This is a genomic window from Wenjunlia vitaminophila DSM 41686 (assembly GCF_000380165.1).
GTDB lineage: Bacteria > Actinomycetota > Actinomycetes > Streptomycetales > Streptomycetaceae > Wenjunlia > Wenjunlia vitaminophila.
In genome coordinates, this window is the sequence record NZ_KB904641.1 from 1 (window position 1) to 1832 (window position 1832).

2 protein-coding genes are annotated in these 1832 nt (G+C 71.3%); both read left to right on the forward strand.

Annotation, left to right across the window (positions count from 1 at the left end; all coding sequences use genetic code 11):
• The first annotated feature begins 280 nt into the window (after nt 1-280).
• The gene (locus tag A3IG_RS0103410) at nt 281-1306 is read left to right on the forward strand and encodes a glycosyltransferase family 2 protein (RefSeq protein WP_026219854.1); all 1026 of its coding nucleotides are present in this window, start codon (nt 281-283) and stop codon (nt 1304-1306) included.
• Between the two features lie 51 nt (nt 1307-1357).
• Nucleotides 1358-1786, forward strand: a complete 429-nt coding sequence (locus A3IG_RS0103415) for a protein-tyrosine phosphatase family protein (protein WP_018382145.1) — start codon at nt 1358-1360, stop codon at nt 1784-1786.
• Nucleotides 1787-1832: the final 46 nt, after the last annotated feature.

Genomic DNA, 1832 nt, shown 5'->3' on the forward strand with positions numbered 1-1832 from the left:
AGAGACGAAGCCCGCGACCGAGGAACGAGGGAGCGCGCTGAGGAACGCCGGCAGGGGCCCCGCAAAGCGGCCGGCGGCGAGCGAACACCAGAAGAGGCCGCAGTGTCGTGCACCCGAACCCCGACGACGCGCAGATGTGAGCGAGCCAAAGGCCGCGCCCCTGCCAAGAGACGAGGAGTAGGTCGCGAGGAACGAGCGACCGCACGACGAGGAACGCCGGCAGGGGCTTTCCCAGCGGCCGGAGGCGAGCGAACACAAGAAGAGGGGTACCGTTGCCCCGATGAATACGAGCGGCCAGCAGCTTCCGGCGGTCTCCGTGATCATGCCGGTGCTCAACGAGGAACGGCACCTGCGTACCGCGGTTCGGCACATCCTGAGCCAGGACTACGCCGGAGAACTCGAGGTGGTGATCGCGCTCGGCCCGTCCACCGACCGGACCGACGAGATCGCCGCCGAACTGGTGGCCGAGGACTCCCGGGTGCACACCGTCCCCAACCCCACCGGTCGGACGCCGGCGGCGCTCAACGCCGCGATCAAGGCGTCCCGGCACCCGGTGGTGGTCCGGGTGGACGGGCACGGGATGCTCACCCCGAACTACATCTCCACGGCCGTGCGCCTGCTCGACGAGACCGGCGCGGCCAATGTGGGCGGGATCATGCACGCGGAGGGCGAGAACGACTGGGAGCGCGCTGTCGCCGCCGCGATGACCTCGAAGATAGGTGTGGGTAACGCCGCGTTCCACACCGGCGGGGAGGCCCAGGCCGCGGAGACGGTGTACCTCGGGGTGTTCCGCCGTGAGGTGCTCGAACAGCAGGGCGGGTACAACGAGGAGTTCATTCGAGCCCAGGACTGGGAGCTGAACTACCGTATCCGCGAGGCGGGGGGGCTGATCTGGTTCTCCCCGGAGCTGCGGGTGTCCTACCGGCCCAGGCCCACCGTGCGGGCGCTGGCCAAGCAGTACTTCCACTACGGACGGTGGCGGCGGGTGGTCACCCGGTACCACCGCGGGTCGGTGAACCTCCGCTACCTGGCACCGCCGACCGCGTTGGTGGCCATCGCGCTGGGGTTGGTGGGCGGACTGGTGATCCACCCGCTGGGCCTGGTCGTCCCCGGTGGTTACCTGGCCGCCATCATCGTGGGCTCATTCCCTGCGGGACGCGGACTCCCCTCGGCCGCCCGCGCCCAGATCCCGTTGGCGCTGGCCACCATGCACCTGAGCTGGGGGTGGGGCTTCCTGTCCAGTCCCAGGTCCCTGGCGCGCAAGGTCATCGCGACCCGGGGGATGGCCGCCCGGGTGGATCACTGACCTTTCCTCTTCCTAGCCCACCGGGGTCACCCGTCGGGCTAGGCTCTCCCCGTGGCCACCTCCTGGGAGCCCACCGACGTGGGCGTGCTCCGTTTGCCCTCCGGCCGGCTGGTGCGGGGGCGCGGTCTGCGGCGTCCCCTTCCGGACGGTCAGTCGCCCTCCTTCGGGGTGTACCTGCTGGGGCACGAGCCGCCCCCGGTCGCCTGGGAGACCCGCTGGCTGCGCTGGCCGGACTTCTGGTTGCCCTCGGACCGCGGCGCTGCCCGGGAGACCCTGCGGGAGGCGTGGGAGCGCGCCGAAGGGGAACGCGTCGAGGTCGCCTGCGGCGGCGGGTACGGGCGCACCGGCACCGCGCTGGCCTGCCTCGCCGTCCTGGACGGGGTGCCCAACCACGAGGCCGTCGCCTACGTCCGGCGGCACTATTCGGGGCGCGCGGTGGAGACGCCCTGGCAACGCCGCTTCGTCGCCCGTTTCGCCTAGGGCCTGTCTGATAAATCCCGCCTGGGTCGTGACGCCTGGCACGCAC